The organism is Rhodocytophaga aerolata (assembly GCF_030503435.1).
Taxonomy (GTDB): domain Bacteria; phylum Bacteroidota; class Bacteroidia; order Cytophagales; family 172606-1; genus Rhodocytophaga; species Rhodocytophaga aerolata.
This window is the reverse complement of the sequence record NZ_JAUKPO010000001.1, coordinates 780,921-799,888: the sequence shown is the minus strand read 5'-3', so window position 1 is coordinate 799,888 and position 18,968 is coordinate 780,921. Positions and strand designations below refer to the sequence as shown.

General features: G+C 39.7%; 18 protein-coding genes and 1 tRNA gene. 15 read left to right on the top strand and 4 right to left on the bottom strand.

Features of this window, described 5'->3' with window-relative positions; translation table 11 throughout:
• Positions 1-5 precede the first annotated feature (5 nt).
• From Q0590_RS03195 to Q0590_RS03140, 12 genes are all read left to right on the top strand, one after another.
• Positions 6-1,244 (top strand): ABC transporter permease, encoded by a 1,239-nt coding sequence (locus Q0590_RS03195; RefSeq protein ID WP_302036027.1) that lies wholly within the window; start codon positions 6-8, stop codon positions 1,242-1,244.
• Between the two features lie 6 nt (positions 1,245-1,250).
• Entirely contained in the window at positions 1,251-2,477 is a 1,227-nt protein-coding gene (locus Q0590_RS03190) for a GAF domain-containing SpoIIE family protein phosphatase (RefSeq protein ID WP_302036026.1), read from the top strand.
• Positions 2,478-2,528: 51 nt separating this feature from the next.
• Positions 2,529-3,143, top strand: a complete 615-nt coding sequence (locus Q0590_RS03185; protein WP_302036025.1) for a polysaccharide deacetylase family protein — start codon at positions 2,529-2,531, stop codon at positions 3,141-3,143.
• 100 nt (positions 3,144-3,243) lie between these two features.
• Positions 3,244-4,230, top strand: coding sequence for a glycosyltransferase (locus Q0590_RS03180; RefSeq protein WP_302036024.1), 987 nt, complete (start codon positions 3,244-3,246; stop codon positions 4,228-4,230).
• A 30-nt stretch (positions 4,231-4,260) separates the two neighbouring features.
• A complete protein-coding gene (locus Q0590_RS03175; protein WP_302036023.1) occupies positions 4,261-5,046 on the top strand; it encodes a TatD family hydrolase in 786 nt (261 codons plus the stop codon).
• A 32-nt stretch (positions 5,047-5,078) separates the two neighbouring features.
• Complete coding sequence (locus Q0590_RS03170; protein ID WP_302036022.1) at positions 5,079-6,149, top strand: asparaginase; 1,071 nt, start codon at positions 5,079-5,081, stop codon at positions 6,147-6,149.
• A gap of 160 nt (positions 6,150-6,309) precedes the next feature.
• A tRNA-Ser gene (locus Q0590_RS03165) sits at positions 6,310-6,396 on the top strand.
• Between the two features lie 106 nt (positions 6,397-6,502).
• The gene (locus Q0590_RS03160) at positions 6,503-7,333 is read left to right on the top strand and encodes a MotA/TolQ/ExbB proton channel family protein (protein WP_302036021.1); all 831 of its coding nucleotides are present in this window, start codon (positions 6,503-6,505) and stop codon (positions 7,331-7,333) included.
• 8 nt (positions 7,334-7,341) lie between these two features.
• A complete protein-coding gene (locus Q0590_RS03155) occupies positions 7,342-7,770 on the top strand; it encodes a hypothetical protein (RefSeq protein WP_302036020.1) in 429 nt (142 codons plus the stop codon).
• An 8-nt stretch (positions 7,771-7,778) separates the two neighbouring features.
• On the top strand, positions 7,779-8,339 hold the full coding sequence (locus tag Q0590_RS03150) for an ExbD/TolR family protein (protein WP_302036019.1): 561 nt from the start codon (positions 7,779-7,781) through the stop codon (positions 8,337-8,339).
• A 4-nt stretch (positions 8,340-8,343) separates the two neighbouring features.
• Positions 8,344-8,814: an ExbD/TolR family protein gene (locus tag Q0590_RS03145; protein WP_302036018.1), complete on the top strand. Its 471-nt coding sequence runs from the start codon at positions 8,344-8,346 to the stop codon at positions 8,812-8,814.
• Positions 8,815-9,064: 250 nt separating this feature from the next.
• A complete protein-coding gene (locus tag Q0590_RS03140) occupies positions 9,065-10,381 on the top strand; it encodes an MFS transporter (protein WP_302036017.1) in 1,317 nt (438 codons plus the stop codon).
• A gap of 410 nt (positions 10,382-10,791) precedes the next feature.
• On the opposite strand, the gene Q0590_RS03135 is transcribed toward Q0590_RS03140, so the two are convergent.
• The 3 genes from Q0590_RS03135 to nhaA form a co-directional block, all read right to left on the bottom strand.
• Positions 10,792-11,451, bottom strand: coding sequence for a Hint domain-containing protein (locus Q0590_RS03135; RefSeq protein WP_302036016.1), 660 nt, complete (start codon positions 11,449-11,451; stop codon positions 10,792-10,794).
• Between the two features lie 183 nt (positions 11,452-11,634).
• Entirely contained in the window at positions 11,635-12,453 is an 819-nt protein-coding gene (locus tag Q0590_RS03130) for a DUF481 domain-containing protein (RefSeq protein ID WP_302036015.1), read from the bottom strand.
• A gap of 158 nt (positions 12,454-12,611) precedes the next feature.
• Positions 12,612-13,952 carry a Na+/H+ antiporter NhaA gene (nhaA, locus tag Q0590_RS03125; RefSeq protein WP_302036014.1) on the bottom strand — a complete coding sequence of 447 codons (1,341 nt, stop codon included), beginning with the start codon at positions 13,950-13,952 and terminating at the stop codon, positions 12,612-12,614.
• Positions 13,953-14,197: 245 nt separating this feature from the next.
• On the opposite strand from nhaA, the gene sucD reads away from it, so the two are divergent.
• The 3 genes from sucD (at position 14,198) to serA (ending at position 18,192) form a co-directional block, all read left to right on the top strand.
• The gene (sucD, locus tag Q0590_RS03120; RefSeq protein WP_302036013.1) at positions 14,198-15,076 is read left to right on the top strand and encodes a succinate--CoA ligase subunit alpha; all 879 of its coding nucleotides are present in this window, start codon (positions 14,198-14,200) and stop codon (positions 15,074-15,076) included.
• A gap of 193 nt (positions 15,077-15,269) precedes the next feature.
• Positions 15,270-16,235: a YheT family hydrolase gene (locus tag Q0590_RS03115; RefSeq protein ID WP_302036012.1), complete on the top strand. Its 966-nt coding sequence runs from the start codon at positions 15,270-15,272 to the stop codon at positions 16,233-16,235.
• 58 nt (positions 16,236-16,293) lie between these two features.
• The gene (gene serA, locus Q0590_RS03110) at positions 16,294-18,192 is read left to right on the top strand and encodes a phosphoglycerate dehydrogenase (protein WP_302036011.1); all 1,899 of its coding nucleotides are present in this window, start codon (positions 16,294-16,296) and stop codon (positions 18,190-18,192) included.
• A gap of 92 nt (positions 18,193-18,284) precedes the next feature.
• On the opposite strand, the gene Q0590_RS03105 is transcribed toward serA, so the two are convergent.
• On the bottom strand, positions 18,285-18,869 hold the full coding sequence (locus Q0590_RS03105; protein WP_302036010.1) for an outer membrane beta-barrel protein: 585 nt from the start codon (positions 18,867-18,869) through the stop codon (positions 18,285-18,287).
• Positions 18,870-18,968: the final 99 nt, after the last annotated feature.

Here is an 18,968-nt window from a genome sequence, read left to right as displayed (position 1 = left end):
GTAGTATGTCCATAGTTGCACGGGAGAAAGTAAAAACTCCTTTTTATTATGTAAAAAAACGATTTCTAAACAACAAACCTGCTGTTTTTGGGCTGGCTGTTATTGTCTTGTGCATACTTATTACCATGCTTGGCAACCTGATCATGTCCGACCAGACACCTAACGTAAATGACAGTGCCGTTCAGATCAAAAAAAGACCTATTGGATTCAGAGTAACCATGTTGCGTATCCGGAAGAATATGGATGTGCCGCAGGTCAACATTTTTGAGCACATATTTGTGGGACAGGAGAGCAGCTATACCATCACCCCTATTGAATCGTACCGGATAGATGATGTAGATGTGTATGTGAAGGAGTTGAATGGAGGAGAAAAAGAGAAAAAGTTTTCCATTGTAAATGCTGTGTTACCTTTATTTATTGGCGATTCTCCTAGACTAGGTGGAAAAAACTATGAAGTTTCCGGCGAAACTATCCGCTACCTGGATGTAAATGAAAAACTTCATACCATATCCAAAACAGAACTTCTTAAAAGATTTGAGGAAGAATGTATACAACCTCGTAATTACATATTAGGTACAGATATGGCCGGCCGCGACATGTTAAGCCGCCTGTTGTTTGGGGTGCGTATTTCCTTATCTATCGGGTTTGTTTCTGTATTGATAGCGGTCTTAGTGGGTGTTTCTATGGGATCATTAGCAGGCTACTTTGGAGGCAAAGTAGATAGCTTTATTCTGTGGTTGATGACGGTTGTGTGGTCTATTCCGAGTATTATGCTGGTAATTGCTATCAGTATGGCCTTGCAAAGCAAAGGATTATGGGTAGTATTTGTGGCTGTGGGCTTAACCAGCTGGGTAGAAATAGCCCGTGTCGTTCGTGGACAAATTATGTCTGTGAAACAAAAATTATATGTAGAGGCGGCCCGTTCACTAGGTATGGATAACTGGCGTATCGTTTTCTACCACATTCTGCCTAATATTTTAGGTCCGCTTATTGTTATTGTCACCTCTAATTTTGCTTCTGCTATATTAACTGAGGCAGGTTTAAGTTTTCTTGGATTAGGTGTACAACCCCCGATGCCCTCCTGGGGAACCATGATCAATGAAGGTTTTTATACAATTGGTACCAAAGATAGCTGGCATTTAGTATTTTTGCCTAGTTTCTGTATCAGTATGCTTGTGCTGGCTTTCAACTTGTTTGGTAATGGCCTGCGCGATGCGTATGATCCCACTACCTTAAATAAATAACTTTTCTTGATCAACGCAGCTAAACAACAACTCCGCATAAAGGAGCTTGAACTCAATTCTTTATTGGAAATCACTCAGGCAATTAACAATAACCTGCCGGAAGATTCCCTGTATAAAATATATAATTTTACCTTGCGTGCCAACCTTAATATTAGCAAACTAGCCTTGTATATCCTTAATCAGGATAATACTTGGCAAAGCAAGGTATGTTTTGGTACAGAGGTAAATTTTACACAAATACCCATTGAGCCAGCCGGACTGAATACCAGAGAAGTAAGCATTCTGGAGAAGATAGACCTGCCACAGGAATTTAAAGAGTTCGACATTGTAATACCGGTCTATCATAAAGATAAGGTACTGGCCTACGTGTTTGTTACCGAAATGCGAAAAGACGGGCAAGAGCATTCCATTGATACTACCTTCGTTCAAACCCTGACTAATATTATGGTGGTAGCCATCGAAAATAAGAAACTAGCCCGTAGACAATTAGCACAAGAGGCATTAAATAAAGAACTGGAAATTGCCCAGCAGGTGCAAACCATGCTGTTTCCAAAGAAAATGCCCAATAATGAAAGTTTGCAGGTAAAAGCCTATTATTTTCCGCATCACTCTATTGGCGGCGACTATTATGATTTTATAGAAATAGATAAAGATAAGTTTTTGCTTGGCATAGCCGATGTTTCCGGTAAAGGTGTGCCTGCCGCTTTATTAATGTCCAATTTTCAGGCTTCGCTGCGTATCCTTGCCCGCCGCACTACCAATCTGGAGGAAATTGTGCGGGAACTGAACTATGTAATTTACCAGAATTCGGGGGGAGGTAGCTTTATTACATTCTTTTGTGGCTTATATGAAAGAGATACCCAGCGGTTTAGCTTTATTAATGCCGGCCATAATCCCCCTTTCTTTTGCGACGAGACCGGGCAAATTCAGTTACTGGAAAAAGGTACGACTGTCTTAGGCGTTTTTCATCCCCTGCCCTTTCTGGATAAGGTAGTGATAGAAAAAGTTCAGTCCTTTCTGCTGATGACCTACACAGATGGCGTAGTAGAAACACGTAATGAAGAGGATGAAGAGTTTGGCCATGACCGGCTGATGCAGTTCTTTGAAGAAAATAAAGAAACCAGTCCGGAAGAATTACATACCAAATTGGTAAACTTGATTGATGGATTCCGCTCAGGAAACCAGTATGCGGATGATGTTACGTTGTTTTCTTGCCGAGTTAGGAAAAAATAAGCAGGATGCTTTTTATCGGCATTCGTCTATCATGTATTTTGCAGATAATTCATGTACTGGCATAAAAATAATTTTTTACTTCACTGGCTATATCCTTCGTTTACGTGGCATAAATCCCGAACCGAAAAGAAAATATACCTTACCTTCGATGATGGCCCGATTCCGGAAGTAACAGAATGGGTATTAGCTACATTAAAGCCATATCAAGCACAGGCAACCTTCTTTTGTGTAGGAGACAATATCCGCAAATACCCACAAATCTATGAACAGATTAAGCAAGCAAAACATAGTCTGGGTAATCATACATTCAATCACCTGAATGGATGGAAAACTCCGGTAGAGGTATATCTGGACAATGTAGAAAAATTCAGAAAAGTGGGTGGGGAAGAAGTACTATTATTCAGGCCGCCTTATGGAAAAATAACCAGGCAGCAAGCCGCAGGTATCCGCAAAACCCATCAGATTGTTATGTGGGATGTACTTTCCGGAGATTTTGACCAGAAATTATCTCCAGCCGCCTGTCTGGATAAGTCAATCAAGTACACGGAAAATGGCACCATCATCATCTTTCACGACAGCCTCAAAGCCAGAAAAAACCTGGAATACGTATTGCCCAGCTACCTCAAGCATTTTGATGCCTTAGGTTATACCTTTGAGAAACTCTAATTAAAAGCCCTATCTTGCCCTTATTTAATAGAGAAGTAGCTTTATTTATACCGATAGCTCACTGTTTTGGTTTTTATTCTTCAAACTACCAGATTTGCTCATGGTTTCTATTCTGATAGCAGCCCGTAACGAGGAAGCAAACATTATTTCCTGTCTGCAATCAGTAAGTAAGCTTGCCTATCCTGCCAGTGAGTGTGAAGTACTTATTGGAGATGATGCCTCCGAAGACCGTACCGCTTCCCTGGTAGAAGCTTATATACAGGATAAGCCTAACTTTCGCCTAGTTTATATTGAGAAAACTATAGGTTTAGCCAAAGGAAAAGCCAATGTACTGGCTCAGCTGGCGCAGCAGGCTCGAGGAGAATATCTATTCACAACAGATGCCGATATTGTAGTACCGCCTTTCTGGATTCAAACTATGCTGGCTGCCTGCGTACAAACTACCGGAATAGTTTCTGGAATAACTCTTGTTAAAGGCAACAAGCTGTTTCATCTCCTGCAATCGTTAGATTGGGCCTATGCTTTTGGGTTGGTGCATGTGTTTATGGAAAACAAAATCCCCATAACCGTTATGGGCAATAATATGCTGGTTACCAGAGAAGCTTATGAATCTGTAGGAGGGTATGAAGCAATCCCTTTTTCTGTTACAGAGGATTTTGCTTTGTTCCATGCTATTGTAAATAAGGGATTTAGCTTCAGGCATTTACTTATTAAGGAGGTATTGGCGTATAGTCAACCTATGAAAACATTATCAGATCTGTTGCAGCAAAGAAAACGGTGGATGGCTGGTGCTGTAAAATTGCCTTTTTATATACAAAGCATCTTTCTGCTGCAAGCCCTCTTATTTCCTGTTTTAGTTCTTCTTATGTGGGCAGCTCCCCAGATAGGCTGGATGCTTATTTTATTGAAACTGTTGGTAGACACTGCGTATTTGATATGGGTGTTACACAAAATTAAGGAACTACACTTAATCAAATACGTTTGGGTGTATGAACTATACATGATTGTTTTTTCAATGCTTACATTGCTATATTATTTTATACCCGGTACGTTGCAATGGAAAGGCAGAGAATATAAAAACAGATAATGAAAAAGTAATCAGAAGTAAAATTGACTTATGAATTTAATAGATACGCATGCCCATATTTATGCACCAGAGTTTGATTCTGATAGACCGAGAATGTTAGAAAGGGCATTTGAACAAGGGGTGCAGCAAATATACATGCCCAACATTGACCATACTTCTATAGAAAGCATGTTGCGGCTGGAAGAACAATATCCTACGCAGTGTTTTGCCATGATGGGGCTTCATCCATGCTATGTCACGGCTACTTTTGAGCAAGAGTTAGGGCTGGTTGAAGAGTGGCTGAACAAACGGAAATTTATAGCAGTAGGTGAAATAGGCCTGGATTATTACTGGTCTACTGAGTTTAAGGTACAGCAAGAAGAAGCCTTTGTCTTTCAGGTAGATTTGGCTAAAAAACATAAGTTGCCTGTCGTCATCCATTGCCGCAATTCTTTTCAGGAAACGGTAGATTTGCTTAAGCAAACAGGCGTAGATGGGTTAACAGGTATATTTCATTGTTTTACAGGTACGCTAACTGATGCACAGCAGGTGGTAGATATGGGTTTTTTGCTGGGTATTGGTGGCGTAAGTACGTTTAAAAATGGCGGGCTGGATCAGGTGCTACCCTTTATGGAGCTGAAAAATATAGTATTGGAAACCGATAGCCCTTACCTGGCGCCAGTACCATACCGGGGTAAACGGAATGAAGTAAGCTATACAGCTCTTGTAGCCCAGAGAGTAGCCGACCTGGCACAAGTATCCATAGAGGAAGTCGCAGCGGTTACAACAGAAAATGCCAAACAACTTATGAACACTTATTCAGCTAGAATGCAATAGAGTATATTAAAGAATAACCGATTCCCGTTTCTATGCACTATACCACCACAAAAATTAAAACAGCCGCCGGTCAGGCAGCCACTACCGCTATATTAATGTTGTACACTGGCGGCACGTTCGGAATGGTATATGATAGAACAGGTACTCATCTGATTCCTTTTGATTTTGAGCAGATTGTAGAAAAAATACCTGAGCTCAACCGATTCGACTTTGAGCTGACCGTTATTGCTTTTAACCAGCCCATCGATTCTTCCAATGTTACACCAGCTCACTGGGCAGAAATGGTGGAGATCATTGCAAAGAATTACGATTATTATGATGGCTTTGTGATTCTACACGGAACAGATACCATGGCATATAGTGCTTCTGCTCTAAGTTTTTTACTAGAAAATCTCAATAAACCGGTAATCTTTACCGGGTCGCAACTACCCATAGGCGCTGTGCGAACCGATGGCCGCCGCAACCTTATTACGGCTCTGGAGATAGCTGCTGCCCGCAATGCACAAGGGCAACCGCTGGTGCCCGAAGTATGTATCTATTTTAATAACTATTTGTTAAGAGGCAACCGGGCTAAAAAAGTGGAAAGTGCACATTTCGATGCTTTTTATTCTGAAAATTATCCATACCTTGCGGAAGCCGGTGTATCTATAGAGTATAATCATTCGGCTATTCAGCCCTATATCTTTCATAACAAGCTGCAGTATAGCACCCAAATGGATACCAGGGTGGCTATTTTAAAGCTTTTTCCTGGCATTAACCGGCGAACCATTGAATGTGTACTAAAAATAGCAGATTTAAAAGGGGTGATTCTTGAAAGTTATGGATCTGGGAATGCACCTACAGCAGAGTGGTTTACTGAGTTACTAAAAGAAGCTGTTACACATAATATATGTGTACTAAATATATCGCAATGTGTGGGAGGGAAAGTCGTACAGGGCAAATATGCTACAAGTAAACATCTAGAGGAGATAGGCGTACTAAGCGGAAAGGATATGACCACTGAGGCAGGCATAACAAAATTGATGTATTTATTAGGCAAAGAAAATTCTATGGAATCTTTAAAAATTACATTAACTACCTCTATCCGTGGGGAAATGGCATAACCTATATGTTCTATAGTATAATTTTACGAATAAAAGGTATGAAAAAAGTATTTTAAAACTTGCATATGCACTTTTTTCTTAATTTCTTTGTGCCACAAGATTGTGTTTATATTAGAAAATTGATAAAAAAACGAACACTGCATAACTTGTACTATCATATAGAGAGGTGTCCGAGTGGTTGAAGGAGCACGCCTGGAAAGTGTGTATACCAGCAATGGTATCGAGGGTTCGAATCCCTTCCTCTCTGCTGCCTAGAACCAAATAAAATTTAATTTTAATCTGCAATTTTTTATTTTAATTTTAATCATTTACCTTTTAAACCTAAAAAAAATCGCTAACCCTTACCTTATTCTATGAAAAAGTTATTAGCTTCTTTGATGCTTACCCTTTCTTTGACATTTGGCGTTTCTGCAAACCTGTTAGCACAAGATACTACTGGTGCAGCCACTGCTGATACTGCTGCGGCCCCAGCAGCTGCCGAGATGGAAGAAATCGCTCCTGTAGCAACTACAGATGACGCGCCTGTTGAAGAGAAATCTTTTCACCAAGTGGTTAAAGAACAGTTTATCTCAGGTGGTGTCACTTACATGACTCCTATTCTGCTTTGTCTGATCTTTGGCCTGGCTATCGCTATTGAAAGGATTATTACTTTAAACATGGCTTCCACTAACACAAGAAAGCTATTAAACAGGGTAGAAGATGCTTTAAATACCGGCGGTGTTGAAGCAGCTAAAGACGTAACTGTAAACACCAGAGGTCCGGTAGCCTCCATTTTTACGCAAGGCTTGCTACGTGCACCTGAAGGTGTGGATATGGTAGAAAAATCTATTGTATCGTATGGTTCTGTGGAGATGGGTAAACTGGAAAGAGGCTTAGTTTGGCTTTCGCTGTTTATTGCTCTTGCGCCAATGCTTGGTTTCTTGGGAACGGTTGTGGGTATGATCGAGGCTTTTGCTGCGATCGCGGCTGCCGGTGACGTATCTCCAACGGTTGTGGCGAGTGGTATTCAGGTAGCGTTGGTAACAACGGTAGGGGGGCTGATTGTGGCTATTATTTTACAGGTATTCTATAACTACCTTGTATCCAAAGTAGATTCTATTGTTAACCAGATGGAAGATGCTTCTATCTCGTTAGTAGATATTCTGGTAAAATACAGTTTAACAAAAGGTAGCCTTATAAAATAAAAAATTATATGAAGAATAGAATTTTTCTAATAATATTTGCGTTTATTGTATTAGTAGCAGGAAGTTCAACAGGGGCATTTGCACAAGATGCAGTTCCTACAGCAGATGAAGGTGCAGGTTGGATAGATATAGCTTTATATATTTCCTATATTCTTATATTCTTGTGTGCCATTGCTGCAGTAGTGCTTCCATTAATACAATCCGCCGGCGATCCCAAGGCTTTGCTTAAATCAGGCCTGGGTGCAGTAGCCATCTTGGTTGTATTTGGTATAGCTTATGTGTTATCAGGCAACGAAGTTATTCCTATGTACACTCAATTTGGTATTGGGGAGTCAGGCTCTAAATTGATTGGTGGAGGACTTATCACGGTTTATCTGTTGTTCTTTATAGCCCTTGCTGCTATTATATACACAGAAGTGACTAGTTTAATTAAATAAATTTTGTTATGGCAAAAAAGAAAGACAGGGGTACACCCGAAATTAATGCCGGCTCTATGGCAGATATTGCCTTCCTGTTGTTGATCTTCTTCCTGGTGACCACTACTATTGGTGCTGATAAAGGGATCAATATGTTGTTGCCTCCTAAGAAAGATGAGAGCCAACCTGTAGATGTTAAATTGAAGGACCGCAATGTTTTCAAGGTAATTGTTAACTCTAAAAATCAATTACTGGTAGAAGATGAGCCGATGGCAATCGATAATTTACGCAGTGAAGCTAAAAAGTTCTTGGCAAATAATGGAGCTGATCCAACAATGTCTGAAAGCCCACAAGAAGCAGTAGTTTCTTTAAAAACAGATAGAGGAACACAATATGATGTATATCTGCGTGTATTAGATGAGCTTTCTGCTGCCTATAATGAACTGAGAGCTGAAAAATTAGGGATTACCATAGAGCAATATCTTGATCTTGATCCGAAAGATGAAAAGCAAGATGAAATGATGAAATACGCTCAAAAAGTATATCCTCGTCGTTTATCAGAAGCAGAACCCACAAGCGTAGGACAATAAGATTATGGCAAAATTCACAAAAAAGTCAAAAGCAGGTGCTAATATTAATACTGGTTCGTTGCCAGATATTATATTCATGCTCTTATTCTTTTTCATGGTTACCACTAAAATGCGGGATACCAGTATAATGGTAGAGCAGCGTATTCCACAATCTACCCAGTTGCAGGAAATTGAGCAGAAGTCATTAGTAAGCTACATTTACGTTGGTAAACCTAAAGAAGCCAATAAATTTGGACAAGAACCAAGGGTACAGGTAAATGATGTCTTTATTAATACTAATCAAATTCCTCAATTCGTAGAACAGGAGAAGGCTAAACTTCCGGAAGCAGAAAGAGAAATGATCTGGATGTCTATGAAAGTAGATAAAGAGACCAAGATGGGAATATTAACAGATGTTAAGTTGCAATTGCGTGAAGCAAATGCACTTAAACTAAACTACTCTTCTAACAAAAGAGTGGAACAGGCAGGCATCTAACGTATCTCCTCCTTATAAAACAAAAAAGTCTTTCCGCGTCCCGGAAAGACTTTTTTGTTTTATAAGAGCTATAGCTTACCAATTGAATAAATAAATCGTGTAGTATTATATGCAATATTATAAACCAGCAAAATATAGTTTTGTGAACGTATATTATTTATATTACTATAATTTACCAACGCTTGAAGCAAATATCAAACTAATTAATAACCTGCCAAAATCATTGTAAAGTATAGCTCTTGTAAGTGCCATGGAAAAGAACAACCCTAAAGTGCTGAACGCATGGTGTATGTACGATTGGGCAAATTCTGTATACACACTGACCATTACCACGGTTATTTTTCCTATATACTTCAATGCTGTAGCAAAACAACCAGATGGAAGCGACCTTGTTCCCTTTCTTTGGATGATGAAAAGAAGCGCCGTGGTGTATACCTATTCTTTATCAACTGCTTTCTTATTTATCTCTCTTTTATCTCCTTTACTTTCGGGAATAGCCGATTATGGCGGGACAAAAAAGAATTTTATGAAATTTTTTGTTTTTATGGGCAGTTTTTCCTGCCTGGGATTATTTTTTTTCGATGCAAACCATATTTCACTGGGCATACTTTTATTTATAGGCGCTAGTATTGGCTATGCAGGTAGCCTGGTTTTTTATAATGCATTTTTGCCCGAAATTGCCACACCAGATCAATACGATAAGGTTAGTGCAAAAGGCTTCTCTTTGGGCTACGTGGGTAGTGTATTATTGCTACTTATTAATCTGGTAGTTATTGAAAAGCCAGAATGGTTTGGTGTAAGTAGAGAAAATTTTTTACCTGTAAGGCTCTCTTTTTTAATGGTAGGAGTATGGTGGCTGGGTTTTTCTTTGTATCCGTTTGCCTATTTACCTGATAATAAAACCCAGAACAGATTTGAGAGAAAGCTATTATGGAAAGGATTTCAGGAGATAAAAAAAGTGTCTATAGAGTTAAAACTGCATCCCCGGCTTACCAGTTTTTTGGCGGCGTTTTTCTTTTATAGCATGGGCTTTCAAACAATCATGTACTTGGCCGGATTTTTTGCTGCACAAGAACTGAAATTGCCGGAAGCTAACCTAATAACTATTATGTTACTTATTCAACTGATAGCCATAGGTGGAGCGTCGTTATTTGTTTTCTTATCGAAAAAAATAGGAAATATCCTGACCCTGGCTTTGGCAATGGTTGTCTGTATAGTTGTGTGTTTGGTCGCCTATTTTATAACAAAACCCATACAGTTTTACAGCATTGCAATCGTTATTGGCATTGTAATGGGCGGGATTCAAAGTATGTCCAGATCTACTTACACTAAGTTATTGCCAGCCACAACCGATCATGCGTCGTATTTTAGCTTTTATGAATTGACAGAAAAAGTAGGAATTGTAATAGGAACCGCCACCTATGCTATTATTACCGACATAACCGGTAACATGCGGAACTCTATTTTTGCGCTTATTCTCTTTTTTATAATTGGATTATTTTTTCTAATTAGGCTGATGCAAAACAAACAATACAGTGTGCATCAAGCTATGTTTAGTAATTCATAAGGAAAAATAATAATGTTGTACCCCGTTTTACAGCAGAACTTAAATAACATTATTGTTTTGTGTATATTTTCTTTTCAATTCACTTTAGAACAGTATGATGAGTTGAACAAAAGATTACTCACTCATTGGCCTAAGTCCACGACGAAAAAGTAGGTAAGATTTAGCAGTTTTCTACGTACCCAGCCTGAAATGTTTTACATAATTTTGCAGGGAGAGGATGAATAACAGCAGACAACACATCCAATAAAAATTATATGTATTTCAAAAAAAGACTTTCTCAGTTTATGGCTGCTTGCCTGGGAAGGCAAAACCATGAATTTACTTCACTTGAGCTAGTAATATTTTATACTGCTTTTATTTTCATTATGTCTGTATTATCGTATTTGCAAGAGTTAGCTAGCCATTCGAATTTATAATTCATCAGCTTGCAAGAATACAGTGCCATTAATAATGTAGTTTCTCGCCTCTGTTTCTATTTGATAAACAGGTTGAGCTGCGGCATCAGGCAACAACATATCACGAGTATACATCCGGAAGCGTAGAAACCGGTGAGCCGCCGTATCGTAGCAGTATAAAACATCATTCTCCGTAAGGTTCTGCAGGTGAGTAGGCCCTTTAGAGGTAAGTATCTTTGCCGTGGTAGTACTAACTATCGAAACTCCTGCTAAGCTTCCATAGTGCTGCAGAGAAGCCGAAAAATCATCTAAGATAAGCATAATTGAAATCATTGGCTCCTCTAGGGTAGAGGAATGTATATGTGTAATGCTGCTTACTACATAGTCCTCTAGAACCGGATCATAAGAGGCCACCCATTCACCTGGTTGTATATCTTCTATTTTTTTCTCTTTGCCGTCAGCCATCAATACTAAACTTCCGGCAGGAAAACCTTGTGCGGAAGTCTGCCTGGTAAGTCGTGGTAATTGAGCGGCCTCTGCCTTGCTTTCATACACTTGTCCATACGAAGCGGAGCAAATGAACAGTAATAGAAATAAGTTGACTAAAAAAAGCATACCCTTAGTAAAAAGTAGGGTAGCACTTAAGCGGGAATACAACCCAGCCAAATTGAACATACAGTAGGTGTATAAGGTGTACAAAATAAAAGTTTAGTGCATTTTTGAAAAAAAGTACATCAGCATTGAAACCTGTACTAGTAATAGAATGGCCAGAGAGCCCGGCTTATAATGTACACCTGTACTATTTTATGACCAATTTACATAAAATAGTACATGAATAAAAATTTGTTCGACGAATAGTTATTTATTGCCCACAGAGAAGCCAAAGGTAATACGGGAGTCATTCTTTCGGCGGGTTTCATCCACAATACTCTCATAGGTATTCTCAAATCCGGCGCGTAAAGCAAACCATTTACTAAGCGGCAATTCCAAAGACAGAATAGTATTCCAGCGTACATTGGAGATATCACTAAGCGAAGGCTGAAGAAACGTGAGATGATTGAAGCGGATACGGTTTTGTAGAAAGCTATGCGTGCCTTTTAGCCTGGTAGAATTACGTAAGGTGCTAACTGTTGTCCGTTCTCTAAAATCGGTTGATTCATAAATAATTGCATTCGTTACCGATAAAGTATGTTTAGCATCCTGTGCCAGGCGGAACCCAATACCTGCTCCAGCCAATTGCCGGAGAGTGATACCTCTCAAATTACTGGTTTCCAGTGTGCCCAGGCCAAACCCATAAATTTTTTTTTGTTTATAGATATCAATAAATAAATCCACATAGGTATCCCGTTCGGCTTGCACACCATTTTGCTTACCATAGGTGAACCGGGGATGAGTAGTAAGCGATACAATAGGTCCATTGTAAGCAATCTCTGCCCGGATAACAGCCAGGCTACGGTTGACGTTTCCGCTCGTAAAGTTTCCATCACCAATAAAGCGGTATTGTAAGCTATCGAAGTTAATAAACGGATCATTGGGGGTAGCAGGCAAACTGCTTTCGCTGAGCAAAGAATCGGCTCTCTGTATTTTTAATGAATCGGAGGTAGTGGGTTGAGCTGTTAGAAGAATTGAATAAAAAAAAGAGAAAAATACGCAGGCCAGGAAAATAGATCGTTGCATGAAAAGCAGGTGGTAAAGGATAATAGGTTATTTGCTGACGCAAAAATAACAGGTTTTGTAAATTATGAATAGCTTCCTTTACAAATTTGTGCCACTAGATATTATTCCTGATAAAGTACAAAATATAGGTATGCTTCAGTTCTTTGCTGCCAGATAACCTACATTATTTCTTCTTCTTCCAGTTGTTCGTCCGGTATTGTTGCTTTGCTGTTCCTTAAAATAATATACCCGATACTGGCCGCTGTTAAAGAAGCAAATAACACAGCTAGTTTTGCCATATTCTGCTGATCAGCATTTTGAAAAGCAAGCAGCGTAATAAATATAGACATGGTAAAACCAATACCTCCCAGAAAGCCTGCCCCAATAATATGCTGCCAGGTTGTGTACTCAGGAAAAGAGGATATATTCGTTTTAACAGCTAACCAGCAAAACAGGCAAATACCCAGAGGCTTCCCAAGTACGAGTCCTAAAAAAATGCCAATGCCGCCAGGTGACAGCACTTCTGAAAATGACTCAGTTTCCAGCACTAATCCGGTATTAGCCAAGGCAAAAATAGGCATGATTAAGTAGAGCACATACCCATGCAGTGTATGTTCCAGTTTCTGAGATACCGAACTGGTTTTTTCCACTACCTCTTCTATTTCTTCCATAATCATACGGGAGGTTGTTTCAGGAGAGGGAACGTTTTTCCGGATCTGGGAAAATTTGTTCTGCAGCATATGCACCAATTTGTCTTTGGGAAGCATCGTTTTGTAGGGTATAGTTAAAGCTAGTAATACACCAGCTACCGTAGCATGCACCCCCGATTCATACATAAAATACCAAAGGAGAATGCCCAGTACCACATAAATGAACAGCTTTTTTACCTTAATCCTGTTTAGCAGCAGTAACCCCAAAAATACAAGCAACGCTTTAAATAAATAAGGCAAAGACAAATCAGCCGTATAGAATACAGCAATTACTATAACTGCCCCTAAATCATCAATAATAGCTAATGCTGTTAAAAATATTTTTAAGGAAACAGGTACCCGGTTGCTTAACAGAGAGAGGATAGCCAGGGCAAAAGCAATATCGGTAGCCATCGGTATGCCCCAGCCCGAAGAAGTAGCCGTATTTAAATTAAATAAAGAGTAGATAATGGCTGGCACGATCATTCCGCCAAGGGCAGCAAATATAGGAAACATCGCTTGCCGGACGCTAGATAGTTCTCCTTCCAGCAACTCCCGCTTAATTTCCAGGCCTACCAGCAAAAAGAAAATAGCCATCAATCCGTCATTTATCCAGTGCAGCAGGGAATGATCGAAGTGGAAGTTTTCAAAATTGATAGATAAATGTTTTTCCCAAAGTGCCAGAAAAGGCTCACTATACTGGCTGTTTGCCAGCATCAGCGATAAAAAAGTAACCCCAATAAGTATAATGCCACTGGATTGCTCCAGTTGTATAAACTGAATAAAAGGCCTTCTTAGTTTTTGAATGATACGGACGGTTTTTCGTTGCATATGCCGGGCAAGGTTTTATCAGGTGGAAGAAGGTCGGTATAGTACATATCGTGTACTAGTCTAAAAAGTTGCGCAACCCTCTTTTTTAGGCTTTCTAATGGGATTGCAAGTCAATAACACCAATAAAAATGGATAAAAAAACGGGCCAATTAAAAAACTTTGTTCTGCCAGGCAGAATTAAATTACCATTCCGGTTTTTCTTTCTGTAGATAAACTCTATTTTTGCCAAAACTTTTCTTTTTACTATGAGCGTTCTGGTCAATAAAAATTCTAAAGTTATCGTACAGGGCTTTACGGGCTCCGAAGGCAGTTTTCACGCCCAGCAAATGATTGAGTATGGTACGAATGTGGTAGGTGGCGTTACGCCCGGAAAAGGTGGAAACACCCATCTGGACAGGCCGGTATTCAATACTGTTCAGCAGGCTGTAGAAAAGACCGGTGCGGATGTATCCATTATTTTTGTGCCGCCAGCCTTTGCTGCCGATGCCATTATGGAAGCAGCAGATGCAGGTATAAAAGTAATTATTACTATTACGGAAGGTATTCCTACCAAAGATATGATCTATGCAAAAGAATATCTGAAAGGAAAAGATATACGGCTGATAGGTCCAAACTGTCCCGGCGTTATTACGCCTGAAGAAGCAAAAGTAGGAATCATGCCTGGGTTCGTATTTAAAAAAGGTAAAATAGGTATAGTTTCCAAATCCGGTACATTAACCTACGAAGCAGCCGACCAGATTGTGAAAGCTGGTTTAGGGATTTCTACAGCCATTGGTATTGGGGGAGATCCTATTATTGGTACACCTACCAAAGAGGCCGTAGAATTGTTAATGAACGACCCTGAAACGGAAGCAATCGTAATGATTGGCGAAATTGGTGGAGGTATGGAATCGGAGGCTGCCCGGTGGATAAAAGAGACCGGGAACAAAAAACCAGTAGTTGGCTTTATTGCAGGTCAAACAGCTCCTAAAGGCAGAAGAATGGGCCATGCAGGCGCTATTATTGGCGGTGCCGATGATACAGCAGAGGCAAAAATGCGCATTATGCGTGAATGCGGCATTCATGTAGTAGAATCTCCGGCATTAATCGGCGATACTATGTTAAAAGCATTGGGCAAAGCATAACGATGTGCTGATAAATTTATGTGCAAATGTGCTGATGAACAGGCAGTCAGTTAGAATATAAATCAGGCGGTATGGGTGTATGCATCCGTACCGCTTTTGTTTTGAACTTTTTGGATACATTTTCTTTTTACTTTATGAAGATGTAGTAGTAATTAGCCTATCCGCCTATCAGCACATCAACCCATTAAACTTCATGCCTGTCATTCCAACTTCCGATTATAAATCTCCTTTCTATCTCTTTAACGCCCATTTGCAAACCATTATTCCGGGTCTGTTCCGAAAAGTGGAGGGGGTGACATATAAACGTGAACGGCTGATCACTTCAGACAATGATTTTCTTGACCTGGATTGGTCAAGCAAGGGAAATAACCGCATAGCCATACTGTCCCATGGCTTGGAAGGCGATTCTCAGCGACCCTATGTTAAGGGCATGGTAAAAGAGCTGAACGCGCAAGGATGGGATGCCCTTGCCTGGAATTTTAGGGGGTGTGGGGGAGAAATCAATAAAAACCTGCGTTTTTATCATAGCGGAGCTACGGAAGATCTGGAAGAGGTGATTGCCCATGTGTTAACGCAAAAAGCCTATGATAGTATTGTACTGATAGGGTTTAGCCTGGGAGGTAATCTTACGCTCAAGTATTTAGGTGAAAGGGGAGCCGACCTTAGGCCTCAGATAAAGCGGTCGGTGGTATTTTCGGTGCCTTGCGACCTGCAATCTGGTTCTACCAAAATGGCAGGGTTTGGCAATAAAGTATATATGAGTCGCTTTTTGAAACACCTGCGTAAAAAAGTGAAGGGCAAGGCTCTGCTAATGCCCGATAAAATAAATGACAAGGATTACCATCTAATAAAAACTTTCAAAGATTTTGATGATAAATACACTGCGCCTTTGCATGGGTTTAAAGACGCCGTAGATTACTGGACGCAGTGCAGTTCCAAGCATTTTTTAAAAGGCATTGCTATTCCTACGCTCATTGTTAATGCTAAAAACGATCCTTTCCTTTCGCCCGAGTGTTTTCCTTTCTCCATTGTAAAAGACCTCCCGCATGTATACCTGGAAGCACCGGAAGAAGGAGGGCATTGCGGGTTTTACAGCAATAGTTTATCTGGCAAATTCTGGTCTGAAGAGCGTGCCCTAAAATTTTTAGAGAGGGTTTAAAAAACAATTCGTAACTTTTCGGCCCGAAAACGGATACTTTTTATACTACCAAAACTCTATGGACAATACCCTCAATAAGTACATCATTATTGATTTTGACAGCACTTTTACCAAAGTAGAAGCAATGGACGAACTAGGTGCTATCTCTTTGCAAAATAATCCACGGCAGGAAGAAATCCTTCAGGAGATCAAGCACATTACCGATCTGGGCATGAATGGTGAATTGTCTTTTACTCAATCGTTAGAGAAAAGAATTGCTTTATTAGAGGCAAACAAAGCACATTTACCTTTGTTAATTGAACGCTTACGGACTAAAATATCAGATTCTTTTGAGCGGAATAAGAAATTTTTTAAAGAGTTTGCCAGTAATATTTTAATCATATCCAATGGGTTTAAGGAGTTTATTACACCAATAGTAACAGCCTTCGGAATAAAAGAAGAAAATATATTTGCCAATACCTTTGTATACGATGAGAAAGGAAATATTATCGGTTTCGACCGCAGCAACCGCTTGTGTGCCAATAAAGGAAAGGTAGAGCAGATAAAAAGCTTGAGTTTGCAAGGCGATATTTACGTAATTGGCGATGGCTACACAGATTATGAGATAAAAGAAGCTGGGTTAGCAAATAAATTTTATGCCTTTACAGAAAATGTAGAACGCGAACGTGTACTAAGCAAAGCCGATCATATTGCGCCTAGCCTTGATGAGTTCCTGTATCACAATAAGTTACCGATGAGTTTATCGTATCCGAAAAACCGGATAAGCGTATTGCTACTGGAAAACATTCACCCAAGAGCTGTAGAGATTTTCCGGAAGGAAGGATACAAAGTAGAAGTAGTAGCCGGCGGCCTGGATGAGGATGAACTTTGCGAACGGATTAAAGATGTGACTATTTTAGGTATCCGCTCTAAAACCCAGGTTACCAGAAAAGTACTGGAGCATGCCAATAAGTTAATGTGTATTGGGGCCTTCTGTATTGGCACCAACCAGATTGATCTGAATGCTTGCCTTGAAAAAGGAATTGTTGCCTTTAATGCACCCTACAGCAATACCCGCAGCGTGGTAGAACTAGTTATAGGCGAAATTATTATGCTGATCCGTAATATTCCGGACAAAAGCCAGGGGATGCACCAGGGTAAATGGGATAAATCGGCGAAGAATAGTTTTGAGATAAGAGGCAAAAAACTAGGCTTAGTAGGATATGGTAATATTGGTGCCCAGCTTTCTGTGCTAGCCGAGTCGTTGGGTATGGAGGTATATTACTACGATGTGGTGGAGAAATTAGCTCTGGGTAATGTAAAACGGTGTAATACGCTGCAAGAATTACTTAACACAGTAGATATTGTTTCCCTGCATGTAGACGGCCGGGCAGCCAATAAGAACCTGATAGGAGAAAAGGAGTTTGCGATGATGAAAGATGGCGTTATTTTCCTGAACCTGAGCCGTGGCCATGTGGTGGATATTCCTGCGTTGGTAGCCGCCATTAAGAGTAAAAAAGTAGTTGGCGCAGCTATTGATGTATTCCCTTACGAACCTAAAACGAATAAAGAGGAATTTTTAAATGAACTACGCGGCTTGCCGAATGTAATACTTACGCCTCATATTGGTGGAAGCACTGAAGAGGCACAGGTGAATATTGCTAATTTTGTTCCTGGTAAAATTGTAGAGTTCATTAATAAAGGAAACACTTTTATGAGTGTAAACTTCCCGAACCTGCAATTGCCAGAATTAACTGATGCGCACCGCATGATTCATATCCATGAGAATGTGCCTGGCATTCTTGCCCAGATTAATAGTATTCTGGCCAGACACCACATTAACATTGCCGGCCAATATCTCAAGACTAATGAAAAATTAGGCTATGTAATTACAGATATCAATAAAGTATATAACAAAGAAGTAATTACAGAACTTAAAAATATATCCCATACCATAAAATTCCGGATGCTATACTAATAATTCTCAAGGATATAGTAAGTATAAAAATAAAGAGCCGCAGTAAACTACTGCGGCTCTTTGCAATTGTGTATATGTATGAGAGAAGAAAATTATAGTTTAAAGGAAACACCTAAGTTTAAGTAGCCAAAAGCATTACGGCCAAGTTCCAGGTAGCCACCGAATTTAGGCGTAAAGAAATATCTTGCACCAAACGTTAACCCAGGAAATACACGGCTGCCATTGTTATAGTAATTAGAGCCACCCCATTTTTCGTCTACCTTCCAGGAATATGTTTCAAAGCCTAGCAATAAAGAAGCATAAATATCAAGCTTTTCTTCATTGATATTCAAATCAAGTTGATCGTTTAATAAACCACTGGCATGTAACGTACCTCTTGCACCAATAGATAAAGCCGTCCATCTGTCTTTATAATCATTGCTATATTTGTAGGTACGGGAATAATACCCGGCATATCCGCCTACACTAAACATATCGTTAATGCTGTATTCGGCATTAATGGTTAGGGGCAAAAATCCTCCGGAATTACTGTATAAGCCATAATTGTAATAGCCATATCCCCCGATAGAAATACCTGGGTTAATTAATATATCTCCTTTTTCATACTGGGCTTTTGCAGATTGAGCAAAGAAGATCATCAGGCATAGGGCAAATAAGACAGATAATTTGTTTTTCATTGTTGTAAAGTAATTTAATAAAGGTTTTGTTGAGTTAAATTATATCAGGCCGTAATTTAGTAGCTAATTACATTCCTTGATTACAAAATGAACAGGAAG

Bases quoted from the DNA above. Each gene is read 5' to 3' on its own strand.
- Q0590_RS03195 (WP_302036027.1), top strand. From the start codon at position 6: ATGTCCATAGTTGCACGGGAGAAAGTAAAAACTCCTTTTTATTATGTA.
- Q0590_RS03185 (WP_302036025.1), top strand. From the start codon at position 2,529: ATGTACTGGCATAAAAATAATTTTTTACTTCACTGGCTATATCCTTCG.
- Q0590_RS03180 (WP_302036024.1), top strand. From the start codon at position 3,244: ATGGTTTCTATTCTGATAGCAGCCCGTAACGAGGAAGCAAACATTATT.
- Q0590_RS03175 (WP_302036023.1), top strand. From the start codon at position 4,261: ATGAATTTAATAGATACGCATGCCCATATTTATGCACCAGAGTTTGAT.
- Q0590_RS03170 (WP_302036022.1), top strand. From the start codon at position 5,079: ATGCACTATACCACCACAAAAATTAAAACAGCCGCCGGTCAGGCAGCC.
- Q0590_RS03160 (WP_302036021.1), top strand. From the start codon at position 6,503: ATGAAAAAGTTATTAGCTTCTTTGATGCTTACCCTTTCTTTGACATTT.
- Q0590_RS03155 (WP_302036020.1), top strand. From the start codon at position 7,342: ATGAAGAATAGAATTTTTCTAATAATATTTGCGTTTATTGTATTAGTA.
- Q0590_RS03150 (WP_302036019.1), top strand. From the start codon at position 7,779: ATGGCAAAAAAGAAAGACAGGGGTACACCCGAAATTAATGCCGGCTCT.
- Q0590_RS03145 (WP_302036018.1), top strand. From the start codon at position 8,344: ATGGCAAAATTCACAAAAAAGTCAAAAGCAGGTGCTAATATTAATACT.
- Q0590_RS03140 (WP_302036017.1), top strand. From the start codon at position 9,065: ATGGAAAAGAACAACCCTAAAGTGCTGAACGCATGGTGTATGTACGAT.
- Q0590_RS03135 (WP_302036016.1), bottom strand. From the start codon at position 11,451: ATGTTCAATTTGGCTGGGTTGTATTCCCGCTTAAGTGCTACCCTACTT.
- Q0590_RS03130 (WP_302036015.1), bottom strand. From the start codon at position 12,453: ATGCAACGATCTATTTTCCTGGCCTGCGTATTTTTCTCTTTTTTTTAT.
- nhaA (WP_302036014.1), bottom strand. From the start codon at position 13,952: ATGCAACGAAAAACCGTCCGTATCATTCAAAAACTAAGAAGGCCTTTT.
- sucD (WP_302036013.1), top strand. From the start codon at position 14,198: ATGAGCGTTCTGGTCAATAAAAATTCTAAAGTTATCGTACAGGGCTTT.
- Q0590_RS03115 (WP_302036012.1), top strand. From the start codon at position 15,270: ATGCCTGTCATTCCAACTTCCGATTATAAATCTCCTTTCTATCTCTTT.
- serA (WP_302036011.1), top strand. From the start codon at position 16,294: ATGGACAATACCCTCAATAAGTACATCATTATTGATTTTGACAGCACT.
- Q0590_RS03105 (WP_302036010.1), bottom strand. From the start codon at position 18,869: ATGAAAAACAAATTATCTGTCTTATTTGCCCTATGCCTGATGATCTTC.